Consider the following 18,952-nt stretch of genomic DNA (forward strand, 5'->3'; position numbering starts at 1 on the left):
TCCGTTGTCCGGTTCTTTCATCGCCCAGGTCGCCGCGCCGGACCGCCGGGTGCTGGTGCGCACCCGCGAACCCGGCGGCCAGGCGCCCGTGCTGCTGGTGCCCTCCCTCGGCGAGTACCCGGTCTACGACGACCGGCTCTACCACTTCATGCTCAACGACCGGGTGCGCAACGACTGCTACACCGCGGCCATCGGCAGGCACGCGCCCGGCCGCACCGTGCTGGACATCGGCACCGGTCAGGAGGCGGTCTGGGCGCTGACCGCGGCCAGGGCCGGCGCCAGGCACGTGTGGGCGGTCGAGGTGCTGCCCGAGGCGGCCCGGCAGGCCCGCGAGGCGGTGGCACGAGCCGGGTTCGCCGACCGGGTCACCGTGCTGGAGGGCCTTTCCACCACCATCGACCTGCCCGAACGCGCCGACGTCTGCGTCTCGGAGATCATCGGCAACCTGGGTGGCGCGGAGGGCGCTGGCGCGGTGCTGCGCGATGCCGGGATCCGGCTGGTGCGGCCGGGCGGGGTGTTCATCCCGCACCGCAGCACCACCACGATCGTCGCGCTGGACCTCGACCACGCCGCGCCCGGCGGCAGCCCCGGCTTCGCCGAACTGGCCCTACCCTACCTGGAACACGTGTTCAGCTCGGTGGGCAGACCCTTCGACGTGCGCGCCTGCATCCCGGAACTGCGCCGCCGCGCGCACCTTTCCGGGGTGGCCGAGGTGGAACCGCTGGACTACGGCGGTTACCTGGCCCCGGAGGGCACCCAGGACCGCGAGCTGGTGATCACCCGGCGCGGCACGCTGCACGGGTTCGCCCTCGGCGTGCGGCTGTGGGTGGCCGCGGCGGACAAGCCGATCGACTCACTGTCCCAGCACTGCAACTGGCTCCCGGTCTACGCCCCGCTCTCGGCGGGCGGCCTGCCGGTGCACCGCGGCGACCGGCTGTCGATCACCTTCACCACCACCATCAGCAACGACGGCGTGCACCCGGACTACCGGCTGGACGGCGAACTGCGCGCCCGCACCGGCACCTTCCCGCTGTCCTGGACCTCCACCCACCACGACGACGGCTTCCGGTCGAACTCCTTCTACCGCGACCTGTTCCCGGTCAGGTAGGGCGGGCCCTACCCCCGATCCGGGTGCTGCGTTCCCTGTGCGCCCGGCCCGGCCGGGCCAGAGTTGGCGCGGTGACAGGGAAATCAGGAGTGCTCAGGGTGCTGCTGGCGGCCGTGCTCGGCGCCGGTGTGCTGACGGGGGTCGCTTCGGCGAGCCCGGCGGCGTTGGCGTTGACCGACACCGGCCCGGTGCTGGGGACGGTGGCCACGGATCACCGTTCGTTCCAGGGCATCCCGTACGCGACGCCGCCGGTCGGCGAGCTGCGCTGGGGCTCGCCGCGGCCGGCACCGCGCTGGCGCGGGATCCGGGACGCCCGCCGCCCCGGCCCGGAGTGCGCGCAGAACCGGGGCATCCTCGGCGAGCAGGCCAGGACGGCCGAGGATTGCCTGTACCTCAACGTGACCACGCCGAAGGTCCGCGGCACCCGGCCGCTGCCGGTGCTGGTGTGGTTGCACGGCGGCGGTTTCCGCAACGGGGCCGGCAGCAAGTACGACCCGGCCGCGCTGGCCGCCCGCGCCGACGTGGTGGTGGTGACGCTCAACTACCGCCTCGGCGTGTTCGGTTTCCTGGCCCATCCGGCGCTGGACGCGGGCAACCTGGGCATCCAGGACCAGCAGGCCGCACTGCACTGGGTGCGCCGCAACGCCGCCGCGTTCGGCGGGAACCCCGGCAACGTCACGGTTTTCGGCGAGTCCGCCGGTGGGGTGAGCGCCTGCGCGCACCTGTTCTCGCCCCGCTCGGCCGGGTTGTTCCACCGCGCGATCGTCCAAAGTGGACCGTGTGCGATGACCTCCTGGCCCACCTCCGGCACCTGGCTGCCCCGCCCGAAGGCCAGGGCCGAGGCGGACGCGACCGCCTTCGCCACCCGGCTCGGCTGCACCGAGCCCGCCACCGCCGCCACCTGCCTGCACGCCAAACCCGCGGCGGAACTGCTGGCCAAGGCCGGGCACGAACTCGGCCCGGTCACCGGCGATCCGATCCTGCCGCTGGATCCGGTGGCGGCGCTGGCCGCAGGCCGGTTCAACCGGGTCCCGGTCATGCACGGCACCACCCGGGACGAGCACGCCACCTTCCTGGCCCGCGAACTGCTCGGCCTGCCACCGGTGTCCGCGGCGAGTTACCCAGCCGAACTGACCGCGATCTTCGGCCAGTCGGACGCGGCCAGGATCGCCGCCGAGTACCCGCTGACCGGCTACGGCAGTCCGTCCGAGGCGATGACCGCGGTGCTCACCGACGCCTACTGGGCCCGCGCCGCCGCGACCACCCACCGCGCGCTGGCCCGGCACGTGCCGACCTACGCCTACGAGTTCGCCGACACCGAGGCGCCCTGGGTGAGCACCGTCGCCCCGCTGAGCTACCGGACCGGGGCCTTCCACGCCGCCGAACTTAACTACCTGTTCGCCGCCGAGTACTTCACCGGCACCCGACTCCGCCCTGATCAGCGGGAACTGGCCAACACGATGATCGACTACTGGACCCGGTTCGCCCGCACCGGCGATCCCAACGGCCCCGGCCGCCCCCGCTGGGCACCGTCCACCCCGGCAACCGACCTGGTCCAGGCCCTGGCCCCGAGTCGTGACGGCATCGGGCCGGTCGACCTGGCCGCCGGGCACCAGGCGGAGTTCTGGCGCGGACTGGGCAGATGATCTTCAGTCAAGCCCCGACCCCGGGATCCGCGCACCGGTAGAGTCGGACTTAACAGACACTCGATGATCGGAGATACGGCATGCGCGCAGCTCGTCCAGTGGCCACCGTTCTGCTGACCCTGGGCCTGTTCGGCGGCCTTGCCGGCTGCGGCGCGCTCCAGCAGGCGACCGACACCGCGAACAAGGTGGGCGACGCGGCCAACAAGGCCACGCTGTGCATCGACGCGCTGAAGCTGGCCGGCTTCACCCCGAACGCCGCGGACCCGCAGAAGGCCCTCGAAGAGAGCCAGAAGAAGGCCAAGGAGCTGGAGGCGCTGGCCGCCAAGGCCGGCGACACCACGCTCAAGACCGCCATCGACGACATGGCCAAGACGATGAACTCGGTGACGCTGAAGGACTTCGGCCCGGAGGCGCTGGCCACCTGGCTCAAGACCAAGACCGACCAGCTCGCCAAGCTGACCACCGCCTGCGGTAGCTGATTCGCCCGATATGCCCGGTCGCCCCGCGCGGCCGGGCATATCGCCCGCGACCGAACGGATGACGCGGGTTGACGCTGTCCTCGGCACGCTCGTAGCCTCGGTTCCACCGCCCCAATGAAAACGTTTTCGTTGCGGGAAGGATGGTCACCATGCTTCGTCGTCCACTATGGACACTGCTGGCCGGGATCGTGTTGCTGGGCACGGCTTTCGCCACGCCGGCGGCAGCCGACCCGGTGCTCAAGCCCATGTTCGACGGGAAAACCCTCGACGGCTGGACCGCATCCAAACCGGGTGAGTACCTGGTCAAGGACGGGGCGATCCACAGCACCGGCAAGTCCAGGGGCTGGCTGTACTACAACAAGCAGCAGGCAGGCACCTTCCGCTGGCTGTTCCACCTGCGCCAGGTCAAGGGCAACCACGCGCCCTCGGTGCTGATCTGGGGCGTCACCCAGCCGATCAACGGACTGGGCGCCATCCAGTTCCAGCCGCCCAACGGCGGTCACTGGGACTACCGGCCGGGGCACAACAACAGCGGCAAGGAGTTCTTCACCAAGTACCCCCACCCCAAGTGGGACGTGAAGAAGTGGACCCAGTGCGAGATCGTGGGCAACCAGGCCACCGGGATCGCGCGGATGGCCTGCTGCCCGCTGCCGGACGGGGCCACCAGGTGCAAGGCCACCGAGGTGCTGGCGTTCAAGGACAAGAAGGCGGCCAGGGTCGGACCGCTGGCGATCCAGATCCACAACTCCGGCATCGAGGACGAGTACAAGAACCTCCAGCTCGAGTACCCGGTGGCCGATCCGGACAAGCTGATCACCACCTGAGCGCGGGCGGGCCGCCACCCGCCCCACCGGTCCAGACCACTTTGGTCTGGACCCATCGCGCTTTTGCCGTGACTTGATTCAAGTCATGCAGTAGGCTGACCCTCGCCCGCTGCCAGGAGGGATGTGTCTGTGAAGACACCGTCACTGGTGTGCGCTCTGGCCAATACAACCTCACCATAACCACCGGTTCCGCCCAGTAGCGGAAACCGGTTTCCGGTCACGCGTCCGACGTCGCTGCCGCCCCCTGCCGCCGCGGCCTGGCTTCGTACGCGCGCCGCAGCACCCGTTCAGCCCCTGCCCTGAAAGGGATATATCGCTATGCAATCGATTGCCATTCGTTCGCGTATGGTTCGCTCTCGTTGGGCCACAACGGGAATCGCCTTGGTCACGGCGGCGGCCGCGATCACCATGGGACTCGCCGCGCCGAGCAGCGCGGCCCCGGTGGAGAAGGCAGCGGTGGAACCGACCGCGGTGCAGGCACTGCCGCCCGGTTTCCGCAGCGTGGGCTACATGCCGTCCTGGTCCGGCAACGTGAACACCATCCAGTACCGCAAGCTCACCCACATCAACTACGCCTTCGCGCTGCCCAACGCGAACGGGACCCTGCAGGCCATCCCGGACCCGAACAAGCTGCGCTCGCTGGTGACCCAGGGGCACAACAACGGCGTCAAGGTGTCGCTGGCGATCGGCGGCTGGAACAACGGCAACGACTCGGCCTTCGAGGCGCTGGCGCGCAGCGCGGGCACCAGGACCGCCTTCGTCAACGCGGTGGTCAACGTGATCAACCAGTACAACCTGGACGGGGTCGACATTGACTGGGAGTACCCGGATCCCGGTGCCTCCGGCAACAACTTCACCGCGCTGATGCAGCAGCTCAGCGGCGCGCTCAAGCCCAAGGGCAAGCTGCTCACCGCGGCCGTGGTCTCCGGCGGCAGCACCGCCAACGGCGTGCAGCCCGCGGTGTTCGGCGTGGTCGACTTCCTCAACATCATGGCCTACGACGGCGGCAGCCCGCACGCCAACTACCAGTGGTCGATCGACTCGCTCAACGGCTGGAAGGCCCGCGGCCTGCCCGCGAGCAAGGCCGTGCTGGGCGTGCCCTTCTACAGCAGGCCGAACTACCTGACCTACGCCCAGATCGTGGCCATGAACGCGGCCAACGCGCAGAAGGACTGCATCCAGGCCAGTGGCGCGCAGCAGTGCTACAACGGCATCCCCACCATCAAGCGCAAGACCCAGTGGGCCAAGACCAACGCCGGCGGCATCATGAACTGGGAGCTGTCCCAGGACACCACCGGCGCGACCTCACTGGTCAGCGCGATCTTCGACGCGGCAGGCAGTTAGCCCACCGGGTGTCCGGCCCGCCACCCTGCCGGCGGCGGGCCGGGCACCTGCTATCGACTGACCAGACGGCTCCGGGCAGGCCGGATCGCGAGCACCACCAGTGCGACCAGGGTGATCCAGACGTAGGCGTTGCCGGGGAGGTGCTGCCAGAGCGTCCAGCGCAGTTCGCGGTCCTCGGAGCTGGGCACCAGGGCGAACAACTGCGCGCAGTACAGGGCGAGCACGCTGAGCAGCAGCGCCCAGTGCTGCCAGACCCTGGCGCGGGCGGCGGCGACCAGGAAGGCGGGCACGCACCAGACCCAGTGGTGGGACCAGGACACCGGGGAGGCGAGCAGCGCGCCGGCGGCGATGGCCAGCAACGCGATCACCTCGTCCCTGGCCCGCAGCGCCACGATGACCGCGAGCAGCATCACCAGTGCGGCAAGTCCCAGCCACAGCAGGGAAATCGCCTCCGGGCCGGGGTTGAGCCGGTGCAGCAGGCCGCGCAGGGACTGGTTCGGGGCGTAGGCCAGGCCGCCGATGCGGGTCGGGTCGATGAGCGCGCGGAACCAGTACTCGGTGGAATCCGTTGGCGCGGCGAGGAATCCGATCATCGCGAGCACCACGAAGGCGCCGACCGCGTTCGCCGCGGCGCGCCAGTCCTTGCGCACCAGGAAGTACAGCACGAACACCGCGGGGGTCAGTTTGATCGCGGCGGCCAGGCCCACCAGCACCCCGCGCCAGCGCGGATCGCGCACGGCGAAGCAGTCGACGACCACCAGTGCCATCAGCATGATGTTGATCTGGCCGAAGGCGAGGGTGGAGATCACCGGCTCCATGCCGATCGCCAGCACCGCGGCGCCCGCGCCGACCGTCCAGGCGATTTCCTTGCGCTGGAACAGTTTCCCGGCCACCAGCACGCAGACCGCGGTCATCGCCAGGAAGCTGGTGGCGAGCACCAGGGTGTTCATCAGCCAGCCCGGCAACGCGGCGAACACGCTGAACAGCACCGCGGCGATCGGCGGATAGGTGAACGGCAGCCGCGGTCCCGGCAGCGGGCCGGGGAAGTCGATGTAGAGCGGAATTCCTTGCCACCACGCGAGTCCGCCGTTGCGGTAGACCTCGAGGTCCAGGAAATACCGGCTCATGAAGGCCAGCGGCAGGCCGATCAGCATCAGCCACCACAGTCCCCACACCACGCGGCGGGCGAGTTCCCACCGGGGGGTCAGACCGGTGGCGGCTTGGGTCGGCGACGGGGGTCCGGCTGCGACGGCCTGTTTGACCAGCGCCTTCAGGTTCGGCATGGACACTCTTCGCCGCAGGCCGGGACCGCGTTCCCACTCCGGCGGTGTGACTGTCCTCATAGGAACGTCGGGGGGTCCATCGGCAACTAGTGTCCATGAGCACCACTCGTAACGCGCCGATGAGCCACGGGGAGTTCCTCGCGCTGAAGCGGTTCCCCGCCCTGGACGGGGTGCGCGCCATCGCCGCGCTGCTCGTCGTGTTCTTCCACAACGACGGCCCCGGTCTGTTGCAGGGCTGGCTCGGCGTGCAGGTGTTCTTCGTGCTCTCCGGCTTCCTGATCACGACCCTGTTGCTGCGCGAGCACTCCCGCACCGGGCGGATCAACCTGCCGAGCTTCTATCGCCGCCGCGCGTTCCGGATCCTGCCGGTGTACTTCGTGGTGCTGTTCCTGACCGCGGCCGGCCTGCTGATCGCCGGGCAGTTCAGCTCGAACCCGCTGGGCCGGGACTTCGGGCTCTACCTGGTGTTCTTCAACGAGTTCGGCCTCGGCGGACCGTACGGGCACTCCTGGTCGCTGGGCATCGAGCAGAAGTTCTACCTGCTCTGGCCGCTGCTGGCCTTCACCCTGCTGCCGCGGGCTCGTCCGCTGGTCACCGCCGGTCTGATGACGCTCTCGCTGGCCGTCATCCCGTTCACCGTGGCCGCCGACCCCAAGGGCTGGTCGGTGCACTACTTCACCGTGCTGATCGGCTGCCTGCTCGCGATGATCATGCACAACCCGCGTGGTTACGCCATGGTCAAGCCGCTGACCAGGCCCTGGATCGCGGGCGCGGTGTGCCTGCTGTTCGTCGGCGCGCACCTGTCCGTGTCCACCCTGTCCGACCTGCTGGACAAGGCCGTGTTCGACATCCCCGGCTTCGTCGCGGTGGTGCCCTTCTACGCCTTGGCCGCCGCGTTGCTGATGCCGGCGCTGCTCGGCCCCGGCCTGCCGCAGCGCGTGCTCTCCACCAAGGTGATGGTCTACCTCGGCGAGCGCTCGTACTCGATCTACCTGGTCCAGTCGATCGCGCACGGCATCGTGGTGGGACTCGCGCCCGGCGCGTCCGGCCTGCTGCTCGCGGTGCCGGTGTCGCTGGTCGCGATCGGCATCGCCGACCTCTGCTACCGCTGGGTGGAGCGCCCGATGATCGCGCTGGGCCGCCGCCGTGAGGCCAAGGCGGTCACGGCGCCCGAACCGGTCGGGCACCCGGCGGAGCCGAAGTGACCAGCCCGCTTGACCGGGACACCTGGGCCCGGCTCTACCACCGCCACGCCCGTGAGCTGCACCGATACCTGTGCTGCCGGGTGGACTCCCAGGTCGCCGACGACCTGGTGTCGGAGACCTTCCTGACCGCGTGGGAACGCAGGGACAGCTTCGAGCCGGCACGGGCGAGCGCGCGGGCCTGGCTGTTCGGCATCGCGGTCAACCTGCTGCGCAGGCACACCCGCGCGGAGGGCCGCAGGCTGCGGGCCTGGGCCAGGGAGCACGGGCGGCGGTCGGTGACCGAGCAGGTCGACGAGCACACCGCGGCGGTGGTGGACGCCCAGTCGCTGGCCACCGACCTGGCCGGGACGCTGGCCGGACTGCGACCCGAGGAACGCGAGGTGCTGCTGATGGTGGCCTGGGCGGACCTGACCGCGACCGAGATCGCCGAGGCCACCTCGACCCAGGTGGGCACGGTGCGCACCCGGTTGTTCCGGGCCAGGCGGAAACTGCGGGCCCGCTGTCTCGGCGGCAGGTCGGCGCTGGTCAGCGACCTGGACGTGGCGAGCTGACGGCCTGCCTGCGGGTCCGCGAGGCCCGCAGGTAGCCCATCACCAGCGATTCCAGGTCGGGCCGCTCGGCCAGCCAGCCCTCGGGCGCGGCGCCACCGCGGACCAGCACGGTCCGCTGCCGCTCGGTGCCGGAGGAGTCGATGACGGTGCCGGTGATGTCGGCGGCGGACCCGGCCGGTCCGACCAGCACCTGGTGCTCGGCCAGGGTGTCGCCGATGTCCCCGGCCAGCTGCACCCGGCCCTCGTCGAGCAGCAGCAGGTGGTCGCAGACATCACCCAGGTCGGTGAGCAGGTGCGAGGACAGCAGCACCGTGGTGCCGCGTTCGGCGACCTCGGTGAGCACGATCCGCAACGTCTCGTCCCGGGCCAGCGGGTCCAGGTCGGAGAGCGGCTCGTCGAGCAGCAGCACCCTGGGCAACCGGCCCAGCGCCAGCGCGATCGCGACCTGGGTGCGCGCGCCGACGGACAGCGTGCCCACCTTCGCCTCCCGGTCCACCCCGGCCAGCAGGTCGAGCACCTCCTCGGCCCGCTGCGCCGACCAGCGGCTGTTCAGCGACGCGCCCGCCCGCATCATCTCGCGCACGGTGAAACCGTCGTAGAGCGGACGGCGCTGGGTCAGCAGCGAGACGTCCGGGTGCATCCGGCCGCGCACCGGCGCCCCGTGCACGTGGATCTCCCCGCTGCTCGGCCTGGCCAGTCCGGCGATCAGCGACAGCAGCGTGCTCTTGCCGGCGCCGTTCGGCCCCACCAGAGCGGTCACGCTGCCCGGCGGCAGCGCGAAGTCGCAGTCGCGCAACGCCATCGTGCGGCCGAACTGCTTGGCCACGCCCGTCACCCGGACCGGGCTCGCGTCCGGACGCGGCAGCGCGGGGGCGTTCATGCCCGGCATTGTCCACCAACCTCATCAGGACCGGCGAGCGAGCGGGTCAGGCCGGATAGTGCGTGGCCCGCACGTCGGTGTAGATCGCGTCGACCTCTTCCACCACGAGCCCCTCGGTGACCGCCCGGCCCATCCAGTGCTCGAGGTCCTGGCGCAGCGGGGCGCCGAGTCTGGCCGCGTCGGTGACCAGGGAGGCGGTGACGAAGGTGCCCATGCCGCGGCGGCCTGCCACCAGTCCCTCGTGTTCGAGTTCGCGGTAGGCCTTGAGCACGGTGTTGGGGTTGACCGTGGTGGCCGCCACCACCTCCCTGGCCGTCGGCAGCTGGTCGCCAGGTCCCAGCAGTCCCATCCGCATCGCCTGTTTGACCTGCGCAGCGATCTGGAGGTAGGTGGCCACCCCGGAGTGCCGATCGATGCGAAACTCGATCACGCCGTTCAGCATAGGTGTCCACCGGTCCCTGGCACTGCACCTTCACCTCACACCTGCCGCCGGACCGCCCAGATCGAGCCCAGCGTGAACAGCACCGCGAGCCCGACGAAGATCGACGCCTCGACCAGGTGCAGCGAGGTCGCCGCGTCGACCGGGATGAGGTCCGCGTAGGACCTCACCAGCCCGTGCTCGCGGTAGCAGGTGATCAGGTCGGTCGGCATGACCTCGTTGCCGCGGGCGCCGCAGGAGCTGATCCGGGACCAGCTGTTGGGCAGCACGTTCCCGGCCGCGTCCAGGTGGCCGCTGTCCAGCACCAGCGAACGGTCACCGGTGGGCACCGCCGAGCTGGTCGGGTCGTCGGAGACGATCCGCTTGGGCGCGAGCAGGAACTGCCGCAGGCTGATGAGCAGGTACCGGAAGACCACGAACACCCCGAGGGTGAGCGTCATGGCCATCAGCGTGCGCCGGGACAACGCGCCCAGGAACATGCCAAGGGTGTAGGCGAAAAGCGTGTAGGCGAACGGGGAAACCCCGCTGGCGCCGAAGGTGGTGACCGCGAACGGCCCGGTCTTCAACGGCCCCAGGTTGCCAGCGGCCGCCAGCCAGCCGCCGACCAGGAACTGCAACGCGAGCAGCACCACCAGCGCGGGCACCGCGGTGACCAGGAACTTGCTCGCCATCCAGCGGATCCGGCTCACCGACTGGGTGAAGGCGAGCACGTGCGTGCCCTGCTCGAACTCCCGCGCGAACAGCGGAGCCCCGATGAACACCCCGACCAGCGCGGGCAACGCCAGCACCAGCATCTGCGCGATCTTCATCCGATCGAACCAGGTGTCCTGGAACTCGGCGACCGCCGTGCTGGAGCAGGCCGTGCCCGGTTTGATCCCGTCCGGCACACACCCGGCGATGCCCTTGGCGGCCAGGTCCGCGGTCATTCCCGCCCGTAGCAACAACACCGCGGCCACGCCGAGGACCAGCGCGACGGCGAGACTGATCAGCGCGAGCCGCTGCTGACGCCACACGATCCAGGTCATGCCGCCACCGCCAGACCACTGCCGCGCATGTAGGACAGCGCGAGTTGACCGAGTCGCGGCCGGTGCAGCTGCCAGCCCGGCGCAGGCCGCGCGGCGTGCGCGGGCACCAGCACCAGCTGCACCCCGTTGACCACCTGACTGTCGATGATCGCCCCCTGCGGCACCGGGCAGGGCTGCCCAGGCGGCCCGACCAGCAACGCGTGCTCGTGCACCAGCTGGGCGACATCCCCCGCGACCCGGACCTGGCCCGCGATCAGCAGCACCAGGTGGTCGCACACCCCTTCCAGCTCCGCGAGCACGTGCGAGGACAGCAACACGGTGATCTCCTGCGCCCGGCACTCCGCCAGCAAGGTCTGCAACACGGCCTGCCGCGCGAGTGGGTCAAGATCGGCCAACGGCTCGTCGAGCATCAGCAACCGCGGCCGTTTCCCCAGCGCCAAGGCCAGCGCGACCCTGGTCCGCTGCCCACCGGAGAGCGTGCCCACCTTGGCCGCCAGCGGCACCGCGGCCCGCGCCACCAGCTCCTCGGCGTAGGCCTGGTCCCAGCCGGGGTTGGCGTGCCTGCCCAGCCGCAGCGTCTCGGCCACGGTGAACTGCGGGTACAGCGGCTTCTGCTGGGTCAGGAAGGCCACGCAGGAGTGCATGCCCCGCCCACTCGGCACCTCGCCGAACACCGCGATCCGGCCGGCGGTCGGTCGAACCAGTCCGGTGACCATGCCCATCAGCGTGCTCTTGCCCGCGCCATTCGGCCCGACGAGCGCCACCACCCGCCCCGGCGGAATCTCCAGCGAACAGTCCCGCAACGCCCAGCCCCGCGAGTACCGCTTCCCCAGCCCCTCCGCCAGCACCGGCGCCTGCTGGTGCGTCATCCACCTGCTCCTCTCGACCGTCCCATGCGAACGATGCTAACACCCTTTCACTATATAACTAGTGAAAGGGTGTGCGAGCAGAGGTCAGCGCACTGCCTACGAGGGCCACGCCGGGACGCTCACCTGCGACAACGACCGCAGGTAGCCGACGATCGGCGAAGCATCGTCGATCGGGGCCGAGGCGGCGATGTAGGAGTCCGGCCGCACCAGCAGCAACTGGTCCGGGTAGGGGCACTCGCCGGGGGTGTCGCGGATCCGAATCGTCCGCACGAAGGGGGGCAGCGCGAGATCCGGCTCGGCATCGCCGAAGACGAGCAGCGTGAAGAAACGATAGTCGAGCAACGAGTAGACCCGCGCCTGCTCACCTACCGGCAACCCGCCATCGCCACCATGGACCATGAAGTCGAAAAGCCGCGACCCCGCGAGTCCGTCTTCGCCATACCGGATCCCCATGCCGGTGATGTTTCCCGCCTTCCGTTCGACGGTCTTGACGTAATCCACCGCATGGGTTCCGCCTTCGGAGTACTTGGTCGATCGCACCAGTGCCCCGGAGGTTTCCACGACACTCAGCGCGACCGGCTTGCGCTCCTGTTCATAGGTGCGCAGGATCTCCGTCGAGGACACCGCGTTGGCCGCCATGCCCAGCTTCCACATGAGGTTGAACGCATCCGACAGGCCGGTGTTCAACCCCTGTCCGCCATTGACGGAATGGATATGACAGGCGTCGCCTGCCAGGAAAACCCGGTCGCCGACCGAGAACCGCTCCGCGACCGACTCCTTGACGGAGAACCGGGAGAACCACTCGACCCGCTTCAGGGTCAGCTCATGCGGGCGCACGGCCCGATTGATCTTGGCGACCACCTGGTCCAGGTCGAACTCGGCCACATCCATGCGCACGTAGAAGCGATCGATCTCCCCCTCGCGCGGAATCCAGGCCACATCCGAGGTGTCGACCTGGAAGACGATGATCTCCGGCACCTTGGGGAAGTCGGTCTCGAAAACTCCGTCCAGGACCGCCCAGGTCAGTTCCGGCCGGGTGATCTCGAACGGGATGGCGAAGAAGTCCCGGACGGCGGACCGCGAGCCGTCCGCGCCGATGACGAACCTCGACTCGACCACCTCGCCGGAGGACAGGATCGACCGGCAGCCGTCTTCGCCGAGTTCGACGTGCTCAACCGAGGTGTTCCGCCGCACCGCGCAGTCCAGCTCGCCGACCCGTCGATCCAGCGACCGCTCGACGAATGCCTGGCCGAGCATCAGGAAATGCTTGTGAAAACATCCCTCCAGATTGTCCCACCAGGTGGACTGACGAGAAACGAACTCGCCGTCCGCCCATACCGAGCTGGTGTTGCAGGTCTTCCCCAGCGGGTAAAGCTCCGCGAAGAGCCCGACAATCTCCAGCAACTGCAACGACCGCGCGTTCAGGGCGTCAGCCCGGCCCGTTCGAAGTGGTTCCGACGATTTGTCGACGATCAGGACGCGCAGGCCGTAAAGCCGCCCGAGCAGGGCGCACAGCAGACCGACCGGGCCCGCGCCGACGACGAGTACATCAACCTTCGACACGACTGACATCTCCGATCGGTCAGGAACGGACCAGCGCGGGGTTGTCCAGCGGCGGGTCCCCGAGCACGTGCACCCGGCGCAGGTGCCGGGGTGCGCGACTGGTGAATGCCTCACGCCCGTGCAGCAGCGTGTAATTGTCGGACACGACCACATCGCCATCCTGCCAGGCGTGCGCGTAGAAATGCGCCGGCGAGTACAGCGCCTCGCGGAGACTCTGGTGGAAACGCGCCAGCTCGACCGCGTCGACGCCGGTGAACTCGAGGTCGGGATGGTTGATGAAGTCCGGGTCCCCGGCGATCGCGGGCTCGCCGTAGCGCAGCACCGGGAAACCACTCACAGGATGCGTGGTCACCACCGGGGAAACGGCTTCGCTGTCGTAGAACTCCATTTTGCGGCGGTAGGTGCCGGTGACCCGCTCCCACAGCCGCCGGGTGTCCGGGTCCGCGTCGGCCAGCACGACGGGGGTGTTGGAGAAGGTGGTCCGGCCGCCCTGATCCGCGCCGGGGGCGCTGACGCAGTGGAAGATCTGGAACTCCGGCACCTGCTGCCGGTACATGCCGTCCCAGTGCAGCGGAACGTAGCTGTGGTCGAAGATGTGGTCGTCCGGCCGGTCGTGCTCGACCAGCTCGAGGACCGCGCCGAATGGCCACATCGCGATCTCGCCCCATGCACCGCACCACCCGGTGAGTTCCGCCGGCCCGGCGAAGGTGGCGAAACCCCGCAGCAGCACCAGGTGATGGGTCCTGGCCAGCTCGCGCAACCGATCGAGGGGCAACTCGGTCACCGCGGCGGCGGGCCGGGCCGGACTCACCACCACCCCGAACGGGCTCAGCTTCGCCACGACGACGTCGGCGGTCATCTGCTTCTCCTTGTCCGGCACCATGTTCCAGGCGAGTTCGACGCGAGACCGGGGCAGCGCGAAGTGGCCCGGCCGGTCTCCGCGATCCTCAGCGTGTCCGAGTGGAGAAGCCGCCCATACTGACATCTCGGCATAACCCGACGTAATGAAGGCGAGCCGCAGCGCGACCGGTTGTTCCGGCCGAGGTCAGGACGTGAGTGCGCGTTCGGTGATCCCGGTCAGCGGCGCCCGGTGGCCAGGATGAGGAGGAACTGGCCGCCGCCCGGCTCGATGGCGGCGGTCACCGGCAGCCCAGGCACCAGCCGGGAGAACCGGTCCACCAGCCAGTCCGCCGCCTCCTGGGCGTCCCGCTTGGTCGGGCAGCGGGCCACCATCTCACGACCGCCCTTGCGTTCCAACCTGGTGGCGACGGTGCTCAGTGGCGCGGGTTCGACCACGTGCAGGCGATCCGGCCAGGCGATGACCACCTTGACCGCGCCCTTGCGGGAGTTGCAGCCGCGGTGCGCGAGCCGTTCGGCGATCTTGGCCTTGCGGTCGGCGGTGCGGCTGTCGACGCTGGGCCCCAGGGAGTCGTTCACCGACTTGTCGGGGTCGACCGGTTCGTCGCACACCCAGCAGCGCCAGCCATCGCGCTCGGCCACATCTTCGAGGAGACCCATCCCGGCAACCTAGCCTGGCCGCGCAGACTGGACACATGTGGCTGCCACTGACGCGGGTTGAAGGACTTCCGTTGCTGGGCGGGGCCGGGCGGTACCGGGTGCCGTTGCGGACCGGGAACGGACTGCTGATGGAGATCGAGTATCCGGCGGGGGTCGGCTCCCCGGAGCACCAGCATGATCACGACAGCTTCATCTACCTGCTGTCCGGGCACGTGCGCGGGACCGTCGCGGGGCAGGAGTGCGAGTTGCGCGCCGGGGAGACGTTGCTGCACCCGAGGGGTGTCCGGCACAGCGTCGAGGCGGTGGTGACCAGCCGATGGCTGGAGTTCAAGTCGCCGCCCGATCTGCCGGTGGCCTGAGCGGGATCGCCGGGGATCTCAGGAGTGGAATCGGGTGGTCTCGCCGAGTTCGGCACGGGCGACCCGGACGGCGTTGGCCGGCGCGGACTCGTCGGCGTAGCCAAAGGAGATCCCGAGCAACACCTTCCGGTCCTGGACGCCCAGTTCGGCGCGGATGGTGTCGGCGTAGAAGCTCAGCAATCCCTGTGGGCAGCTGGCTATGCCGTAGGCGGTCATCGCCAGCATGAGGGTCTGCGCGTAGATGCCCACGTCGGCGGCGATGCGCACCTCCGCGTTGGCCGGGGTGAACAGCAGCGCGACGTGCGGCGCGCCGTAGAAGCGCAGGCTCTGGGCGTTGTAGGCGGCACGGGCGGCGTGGTCGTCGCGACCGATGCCCACGGCCGTGTACAGCCGCTCGCCCGCGCACTGGCGCCGTCGCCGGTGGGCGCCCTGGTAGAGGTCCTCGCGGTAGGGGAAGTCCAGGGAGAGGTCGTCGCGGGTGTGCGCGGCCACCAGCGCTGCGCCGAGGCGGTCCCTGGCGGCGCCGCTGACCACCTCCACGTGCCAGGGCTGGGTGTTGGAGTTGGACGGGGCCGCGCCGGCCAGGGAGAAGACGGCGCGGAGGGTGTGTTCGGGGACGGGGTCGGGACGAAACGCGCGGGTGGCGCGGCGCGTGCGGATCAGGTGCTCGGCGTACTCGGGTGGGTAACCGGTGGTCATGGCCTCACGTCCGGGTGGTGTCACACAGCTGAAGTAAACGGTGGCGTATACTTCGTGGTGTGACCGAGCAGGACGAGGCCGCCCGCCGGCGCGGACGCGGGGCGCGAGAGCGCATCCTGGCCGCGGCCATGGCGCTGTTCGAGACGCAGGGGATCACCGCCACCGGCATGGAGCAGGTGGCCGCCCACGCCCCGGTCTCCAAACGCACCCTCTACCTGCACTTCCCCGCCAAGGACCAGCTGGTGGTGGCCTACCTGCGCCACCTCGCCGAGAGCGGACGCACGATCGACCACGCACTGGACCGGGCGGAGCTGTCACCCAGAGCGCGGCTGCTGGAACTGTTCGCCGTGCCACACACCGGCACCGGCCCCATCCGGGGCTGCCCGTTCATCGACGCCGCCGCCGAGTTCCCGGATCCGGACAGCCCGGTGCACGCCCACACCCGCCAGGAGAAGCAGCGCTTCACCCACCGCGTCATCGAACTGGTGCGCCAGCTGGGCGTGGCACACCCGGAGATCCTCGGCGAGCAACTCGCGATCCTCGCCGACGGAGTCGCCAGCAGGGCAATGGTGTTCAACGATCCCGGATGCGGTGCGCACGCCCGAGCGGCGGCGGAGGCATTGCTGGACGCCGCCACCGGCTCACTGTCCACAAAGGACAGATAAGCAGGCTCGCGGGCACCTGGCACGGATCTGGCACGAACAGGGTCAGCCCGGAAATGCCAGAAGCCCCGGTCAGCGAGTTGTGGACCTCGCGACCAGGGCTTCTGGGGCTATCTCAACCGAGTGGAGCTGAGGGGATTCGAACCCCTGACCCCCACACTGCCAGTGTGGTGCGCTACCAACTGCGCTACAGCCCCGTCTCCGGTGCGCTGACCTGGAGTTTTTCTCTCCCGTTCAGTGCTTGGATACCGTACCGCATCTCCCCTCATGAACAAAAATCGGGGGTTGGCCAACGGTGTTTGGGCTGGTAGACCCCGTGCATGCGCACTGTGAACCCGGTACTGACCGATCCCGACGCCGAGGGCACCTCGCCGGAGCGCCGGGCCGTGCTCCAGGAACGGCGGTTGCGGGGGGTGGTGGATCGGATCCTGGGGGCGGGGGGTGTGCTCGCGGGGCGGTTGCGGGCTTGTGGGATCCACAGTGGACGGGATGTGCGGCTGGACGAGCTGCACCTGTTGCCCACGTTGAGCAAGCGGGATCTGTGGGATCACTACCCGTTCGGGTTGCGGGTGGTGGAGGAGCGGGACGTGGTGTGCGTGCACGGCTCGTCCGGGACCGGTGGGCGGCCGACGTTGATCCCCTACACCGCGCACGACGTGGACGTGTGGGCGCAGGTGATGGCCAGGGCGCTGGGCGGGGCCGGGGTGAGTGCGCGCAGCCGGATCCACAACGCCTACGGGTACGGGCTGTTCACCGGCGGGCTGGGCGTGCACCACGGCGGGATGCGGCTGGGCGCGACCGTGTTGCCGTTGTCCGGCGGGATGACCGAGCGGCAGGTGCGGTTGCTGGTGGATCTGCGGGCGGAGGTGTTGTGCTGCACGCCTTCCTACGCGATCCACCTGGGTGAGGCGTTGCGGGCGGCGGGGATCGGGCCGGAGCAGCTGGGGCTGCGGGTGGGGGTGTTCGGGGCGGAGCCGTGGACGCCGGAGATGCGGCGGCAGATCGAGGAGCTGCTCGGGTTGCGGGCGCTGGACATCTATGGGCTCTCCGAGATCATCGGGCCCGGGGTGGCCTGCGAGTCGCTGGACTCCGAGGGGATGCTCAACGTGGCCGAGGACCACTTCTACGTGGAGGCGGTGGACGCCGACGGTGTACCGGTGCCGGACGGCACTCCCGGCGAGCTGGTGTTCACCACGCTGACCAAGACCGGGATGCCGCTGATCCGCTACCGCAGCGGGGATGTGGCCAGCCTGGCCGGGCCGGTGGCGGGCTCGGCGCGCACGTTGCGGCGGATGAGCAAGCTGCTGGGGCGCGCGGACGACATGCTGGTGGTGCGCGGGGTCAACGTGTACCCGACCGAGATCGAGTCGGTGCTGCTGGCCGATGAGCGGGTCAGCCCGCACTACCTGGTGGTGGAGGACCGGCGGGTGGCCTCGCGGCCGGAGCTGTGGGTGGCGGTGGAGCCGTTCGCGGACGCGGTGGACGGCGAGGCCCTGCAGCGCGAGCTGACCGGGGCGTTGCGCGAGCGGCTGGGCATCGGCTGCGCGGTGACCGTGGTCGAACCGGGTGTGGTGCCGCGCACCGAAACGGGAAAGGCGCGCCGCCTGGTGCGGTGGAGCACCGGGGACGCGCCTGTTCCGGGAATCGGCTGAGGACTACGGCTGCTTGAACAGGTCCTCGAACCAGGTCGGGGTGTTCTGCAGGTCGACCTTCTTGCCGCCGGCCACCACGGCCGGGGTGCCGGTGAAGCCGCCCGCGTCCTTGAAGCCGGGGTCGTTGTCCACGTTGGCGAAGGAGTCCTGCAGCGCCTGGTTGTTGGCGCCGTTGCGGATGTCGTTGGCGAAGTCCTCACCGGTCACGCCCAGGTCGCGGGCGAGCTGGATCAGCTGGTCCTTGGTGTAGCCCGCGCCGTTCTCCTTGGGCTGCTTGCCGTAGAGGCTGGCGAAGAAGTCCGGGAACTTCTCCGGCGCGGCCTTGGCCACGGCCAGGGCCGCGTTGGCCGAGTCCAGCGAGTAGCCCTCCGGCCTGGACAGCTTCACCAGCATCGGCAGCATGTGGTAGCGGACCTTCAGCTCACCGGAGTTCAGCTTGTCCTGGATCTGGCCGCCGAACTGCTTCTCGAAGCCGCCGCAACCGGGGCAGAGGAAGTCGGCGTAGAGGTCGACGGTGGCCTTCGCGGTGTCCTTGCCCGCGACCACGACCGCGTTGTCCCTTGTCACCGGGTAGGTCGGGTTGACCTGGACCTTGGGGATCGCGTTGGCGGTGACGGAGTTGTCGGTCTGCGCGGTGAAGTAGATGCCGCCGAAGATCGCGGCCGCGATCACCACGACCACCCCGACGCCCACCCACATCTTGGTGCGGTCGCTCTTGCGCGCCGACGCCATCGCCTTGGCCGCCGCGGCGGCATCCTGCTTACGCTTTCGCGCGTTGCGCTCGGCACCGCCCACGTCTTGATCCCTTCCAGCGACGAACCGACCACCGTCCGGCGGTCTCGGCCG

General features: G+C 69.7%; 20 protein-coding genes and 1 tRNA gene. 10 read left to right on the forward strand and 11 right to left on the reverse strand.

Features of this window, described 5'->3' with window-relative positions; all coding sequences use genetic code 11:
- Positions 1-4: 4 nt before the first annotated feature.
- The 5 genes from HNR67_RS43020 to HNR67_RS43040 all read left to right on the forward strand — a co-directional run bounded on the left by HNR67_RS43020 (position 5) and on the right by HNR67_RS43040 (position 5,401).
- Positions 5-1,108, forward strand: coding sequence for a 50S ribosomal protein L11 methyltransferase (locus HNR67_RS43020; RefSeq protein ID WP_185009761.1), 1,104 nt, complete (start codon positions 5-7; stop codon positions 1,106-1,108).
- Positions 1,109-1,179: 71 nt separating this feature from the next.
- Positions 1,180-2,754, forward strand: coding sequence for a carboxylesterase/lipase family protein (locus tag HNR67_RS43025; protein WP_312989435.1), 1,575 nt, complete (start codon positions 1,180-1,182; stop codon positions 2,752-2,754).
- A gap of 80 nt (positions 2,755-2,834) precedes the next feature.
- A complete protein-coding gene (locus tag HNR67_RS43030; protein ID WP_185009763.1) occupies positions 2,835-3,233 on the forward strand; it encodes a bacteriophage spanin2 family protein in 399 nt (132 codons plus the stop codon).
- Positions 3,234-3,382: 149 nt separating this feature from the next.
- A complete protein-coding gene (locus HNR67_RS43035; RefSeq protein WP_185009765.1) occupies positions 3,383-4,057 on the forward strand; it encodes a family 16 glycoside hydrolase in 675 nt (224 codons plus the stop codon).
- A 381-nt stretch (positions 4,058-4,438) separates the two neighbouring features.
- Complete coding sequence (locus tag HNR67_RS43040; protein ID WP_221490247.1) at positions 4,439-5,401, forward strand: glycosyl hydrolase family 18 protein; 963 nt, start codon at positions 4,439-4,441, stop codon at positions 5,399-5,401.
- A gap of 50 nt (positions 5,402-5,451) precedes the next feature.
- On the opposite strand, the gene HNR67_RS43045 is transcribed toward HNR67_RS43040, so the two are convergent.
- Complete coding sequence (locus HNR67_RS43045) at positions 5,452-6,684, reverse strand: glycosyltransferase 87 family protein (RefSeq protein WP_185009769.1); 1,233 nt, start codon at positions 6,682-6,684, stop codon at positions 5,452-5,454.
- A 95-nt stretch (positions 6,685-6,779) separates the two neighbouring features.
- Between HNR67_RS43045 and HNR67_RS43050 the strand changes: the two genes are divergently transcribed.
- Complete coding sequence (locus tag HNR67_RS43050; protein WP_185009771.1) at positions 6,780-7,889, forward strand: acyltransferase family protein; 1,110 nt, start codon at positions 6,780-6,782, stop codon at positions 7,887-7,889.
- Positions 7,886-8,440: an RNA polymerase sigma factor gene (locus tag HNR67_RS43055; RefSeq protein ID WP_185009773.1), complete on the forward strand. Its 555-nt coding sequence runs from the start codon at positions 7,886-7,888 to the stop codon at positions 8,438-8,440. The genes HNR67_RS43050 and HNR67_RS43055 overlap by 4 nt, the downstream gene beginning before the upstream one ends.
- On the opposite strand, the gene HNR67_RS43060 is transcribed toward HNR67_RS43055, so the two are convergent.
- The 7 genes from HNR67_RS43060 to HNR67_RS43090 form a co-directional block, all read right to left on the reverse strand.
- A complete protein-coding gene (locus HNR67_RS43060) occupies positions 8,415-9,320 on the reverse strand; it encodes an ABC transporter ATP-binding protein (protein WP_185009775.1) in 906 nt (301 codons plus the stop codon). The two genes, HNR67_RS43055 and HNR67_RS43060, sit on opposite strands and share 26 nt — an antisense overlap.
- A gap of 46 nt (positions 9,321-9,366) precedes the next feature.
- Positions 9,367-9,750, reverse strand: a complete 384-nt coding sequence (locus tag HNR67_RS43065) for a GntR family transcriptional regulator (RefSeq protein WP_185009777.1) — start codon at positions 9,748-9,750, stop codon at positions 9,367-9,369.
- A 47-nt stretch (positions 9,751-9,797) separates the two neighbouring features.
- Positions 9,798-10,784 (reverse strand): ABC transporter permease, encoded by a 987-nt coding sequence (locus HNR67_RS43070; RefSeq protein ID WP_185009779.1) that lies wholly within the window; start codon positions 10,782-10,784, stop codon positions 9,798-9,800.
- Complete coding sequence (locus HNR67_RS43075; protein ID WP_185009781.1) at positions 10,781-11,653, reverse strand: ABC transporter ATP-binding protein; 873 nt, start codon at positions 11,651-11,653, stop codon at positions 10,781-10,783. Before HNR67_RS43075 ends, HNR67_RS43070 begins: the two co-directional genes overlap by 4 nt.
- Positions 11,654-11,749: 96 nt before the next feature.
- Entirely contained in the window at positions 11,750-13,216 is a 1,467-nt protein-coding gene (locus tag HNR67_RS43080; protein WP_221490249.1) for an FAD-binding protein, read from the reverse strand.
- A gap of 19 nt (positions 13,217-13,235) precedes the next feature.
- On the reverse strand, positions 13,236-14,075 hold the full coding sequence (locus HNR67_RS43085) for a TauD/TfdA dioxygenase family protein (RefSeq protein WP_185009785.1): 840 nt from the start codon (positions 14,073-14,075) through the stop codon (positions 13,236-13,238).
- A 218-nt stretch (positions 14,076-14,293) separates the two neighbouring features.
- Positions 14,294-14,734: a hypothetical protein gene (locus HNR67_RS43090; protein ID WP_185009787.1), complete on the reverse strand. Its 441-nt coding sequence runs from the start codon at positions 14,732-14,734 to the stop codon at positions 14,294-14,296.
- A gap of 35 nt (positions 14,735-14,769) precedes the next feature.
- Here HNR67_RS43090 and HNR67_RS43095 point away from each other — a divergent pair, with 35 nt between their 5' ends.
- Positions 14,770-15,093, forward strand: coding sequence for a cupin domain-containing protein (locus HNR67_RS43095; RefSeq protein ID WP_185009789.1), 324 nt, complete (start codon positions 14,770-14,772; stop codon positions 15,091-15,093).
- Positions 15,094-15,111: 18 nt separating this feature from the next.
- Here the strand turns inward: HNR67_RS43095 and HNR67_RS43100 are convergent, their stop codons facing one another.
- On the reverse strand, positions 15,112-15,792 hold the full coding sequence (locus HNR67_RS43100) for a nitroreductase (protein WP_185009791.1): 681 nt from the start codon (positions 15,790-15,792) through the stop codon (positions 15,112-15,114).
- A 59-nt stretch (positions 15,793-15,851) separates the two neighbouring features.
- Between HNR67_RS43100 and HNR67_RS43105 the strand changes: the two genes are divergently transcribed.
- Complete coding sequence (locus HNR67_RS43105) at positions 15,852-16,457, forward strand: TetR/AcrR family transcriptional regulator (protein WP_312989443.1); 606 nt, start codon at positions 15,852-15,854, stop codon at positions 16,455-16,457.
- A 121-nt stretch (positions 16,458-16,578) separates the two neighbouring features.
- Here the strand turns inward: HNR67_RS43105 and HNR67_RS43110 are convergent.
- Positions 16,579-16,651 (reverse strand) — tRNA-Ala (locus tag HNR67_RS43110).
- Positions 16,652-16,774: 123 nt separating this feature from the next.
- On the opposite strand from HNR67_RS43110, the gene HNR67_RS43115 reads away from it, so the two are divergent.
- Positions 16,775-18,106: a phenylacetate--CoA ligase family protein gene (locus HNR67_RS43115; protein ID WP_185009793.1), complete on the forward strand. Its 1,332-nt coding sequence runs from the start codon at positions 16,775-16,777 to the stop codon at positions 18,104-18,106.
- A gap of 3 nt (positions 18,107-18,109) precedes the next feature.
- Here HNR67_RS43115 and HNR67_RS43120 read toward each other — a convergent pair whose 3' ends face one another.
- Positions 18,110-18,901: a DsbA family protein gene (locus HNR67_RS43120; protein ID WP_185009795.1), complete on the reverse strand. Its 792-nt coding sequence runs from the start codon at positions 18,899-18,901 to the stop codon at positions 18,110-18,112.
- Between the last annotated feature and the right edge of the window lie 51 nt (positions 18,902-18,952).

It is taken from the genome of Crossiella cryophila, assembly GCF_014204915.1.
GTDB lineage: Bacteria > Actinomycetota > Actinomycetes > Mycobacteriales > Pseudonocardiaceae > Crossiella > Crossiella cryophila.